3 protein-coding genes are annotated in these 2,683 nt (G+C 31.6%); all 3 read left to right on the top strand.

Annotated elements, in window-relative coordinates:
* Positions 1–1,312 (top strand): 30S ribosomal protein S12 methylthiotransferase RimO (gene rimO / locus N4A40_12045; GenBank protein MCT4662586.1); only part of this gene is annotated, 1,312 nt, incomplete at its 5' end.
* Positions 1,296–1,823, top strand: coding sequence for a CDP-diacylglycerol--glycerol-3-phosphate 3-phosphatidyltransferase (gene pgsA / locus N4A40_12040; protein ID MCT4662585.1), 528 nt, complete (start codon positions 1,296–1,298; stop codon positions 1,821–1,823). The genes rimO and pgsA, both read left to right, overlap by 17 nt.
* Positions 1,824–1,841: 18 nt before the next feature.
* Positions 1,842–2,683, top strand: an 842-nt coding sequence (locus N4A40_12035; GenBank protein MCT4662584.1) for a molybdopterin-binding protein, incomplete at its 3' end; no start/stop codon positions are given.

Below are 2,683 nucleotides of genomic sequence, written 5' to 3'. Positions count from 1 at the left end.
GTGTTCTAAAAATACAGTAGACTCAGAGGTTATGATGTCTATTGCTAAAAATGCAGATTACAAAGTAACTACAAATCTTATAGAGGCAGATTATATAGTTATAAATACTTGTAGTTTTATAAATGATGCGAAAGAAGAGTCGATAGATGCGATAATTGAAATTGGAGAGTTGAAAAGTGAATATCCTAATAAAAAAATAATAGTAACGGGTTGTCTTGCGCAAAGATACCACAGTGAATTATTAAAGGAAATGCCAGAAGTGGATGCGATACTTGGTACGGGAGATGTAGATCAACTAATAGAAATATTAAAGACAATTGACGGTGGTAAAAGAGCTGTTGAAATAGAAGGCGTAGATAAAGAGTATTATGAACTAGCAGATAGATCAGAGTTTGTAAATTCTCATATAGCCTATGTGAAAATTGCAGAAGGCTGTGATAATAGATGTTCATATTGTATAATACCAAAGCTTAGAGGAAAGTTTAGAAGTCGAAGAATAGAAGATATAAGAAACGAAGTTGAATCGCTAGTTGAAAATGGCGTTAAAGAAGTTATATTGATAGCTCAAGATACATCTAGATATGGTAAAGATTTGTATGGAAGATATGCACTACCAGAACTATTAGATTCATTAAATACAATAGAGGGTATCAAGTGGATTAGAATACTGTATATCTATCCAGATTGTTTTACAGATGAATTGATAGATGGTATAGCTAGAAATGATAAAGTTGCAAATTATGTAGATATTCCTATACAGCATATATCAAATCGTATATTAAAGAGAATGAATAGACATACAAATAGAGAGCAAATTGAAAGCTTAGTGAAAAAACTGAGAGCTAGGATGTCTGATATTCAAATTAGAACTACTTTGATAGCAGGGTTCCCAGGAGAAACAGATGAAGACTTCGATGAATTAAAAGCTTTTGTTAAAGAGGCGAGATTTGATAAGCTTGGAGTATTTGCATATTCTCATGAAGAGGATACGCCTTCATATAAATTAGATGGACAAGTGGATGAAGAGATTAAGCTTGAGAGACGCGATGAAATAATGGAAATTCAAATGAAAATCTCTCTTGAAAATAGTGAGAAAAAGGTAGACAATATATATGAGGTTATAATCGACGAGATTGTCGAAGAAGAAGAATTGTATATCGGGAGAAGTTATATGGATGCGCCAGATATAGATGGTGTTATATTCTTCAATTCAAATCAAAAGTATGAGGTAGGTGATAGTGTAAAAGTAAAAATTCTTGAAGCTATGGAGTATGACTTGAAAGGAGAAATCGTAGATGAATCTACCAAATAAACTTACTGTAGTCAGAGTATTGTTAGTTCCAATTTTTATGTTATTTTTACTAAGTGAAACGCTTAGAAGTACTAATATTGCATTGTTTATTTTCATAATAGCATCTATTACAGATTTTTTGGATGGCTATATAGCGAGGAGTCAAAATTTAGTTACTAAGTTTGGTAAATTTATGGATCCTTTAGCCGACAAACTTTTAGTGTGTTCTGCACTGATTTGTTTACAATATTTAGACAAAATTTCACCATGGTTTGTAATGATAATTATCGCAAGAGAGTTTGCAATTACAGGATTTAGAATACTAGCAGCATCAGATGGAATAACTATTGCAGCTAGCAATTGGGGTAAATTAAAAACAAATTCACAAATGCTTGCTATAATTGTTTTGTTATTAGGTAAATTTACAGCGATAGAATTACCACTAGTGCTACTAGCAGTAGCTCTTACGATAATATCTGGTATAGACTATATAGTAAAAAATAAGCAAGTATTTGCAGGATCTAAATTATAATTAGCAGAGGTGGTCAAAGTGAAAAGTGAGATTATAAATATAGGAACAGAACTTTTGATGGGAGATACTTTGAATACACATGGACAATTTTTGTCTAGAGAATTGAAAAATTATGGAATGTCAGTGTACTATCATACTACTATTGGTGATAATCCAAATAGGATGAGAGAAACTATCAAAAATGCATTAGAGCGTTCTGATCTCATAATATGTACGGCAGGACTTGGACCAACTCAAGATGATTTGACTAAAGAAATTGTAGCGGAAACCTTAGGGTTACCGCTTTCTTTAAATAATGAAATCTTGGGGTGGATAGAAGATTTTTTCGATAAAATAAATAAACCCATGCCAGATAACAATAAAAAACAAGCATTAGTACCAGAAGGTGGAATAGTTATAGAAAATAAAAGAGGAACAGCACCGGGGCTTATAATCCCATTTGAATCAAAACATATAATACTAATGCCTGGACCTAGAAGTGAATTTGAATATGTGTATGAGCATGGAGTAAGGGCATATTTAGAATCTATAAAGGAAGATGTGATTTATTCAGAATCAATATATATTGAGAAGTTGGGTGAATCTTTCATAGAAACAGAAATAATCGATTTGATAAATAAACAAGAAGAGGTAACTATTGCCACCTATGCTAAGGGGCGAAATACAATAGAGGTTCGTTTAGCAGTTAAATCTAAAAATAAAAAAAGTGCATCAAAACTCATAAAACCAATAAAAGATGAAATTTTATCTAGATTTGATGAAAAATATGTATTAGATAACTTTGATAAAGATCCTATAGTAGCAATTATAGAGCGATTAAAAAAAGAAAATTATAAAATGGGTACAGTGGAGTCTTGTAC

Source organism: Tissierellales bacterium (assembly GCA_025210965.1).
Classification (GTDB): domain Bacteria; phylum Bacillota; class Clostridia; order Tissierellales; family JAOAQY01; genus JAOAQY01.
This window is presented reverse-complemented; position numbering and strand designations above follow the sequence as displayed.

Coding starts and splice junctions, on each gene's coding strand:
- pgsA (MCT4662585.1), top strand. CDS start 1,296: ATGAATCTACCAAATAAACTTACTGTAGTCAGAGTATTGTTAGTTCCA.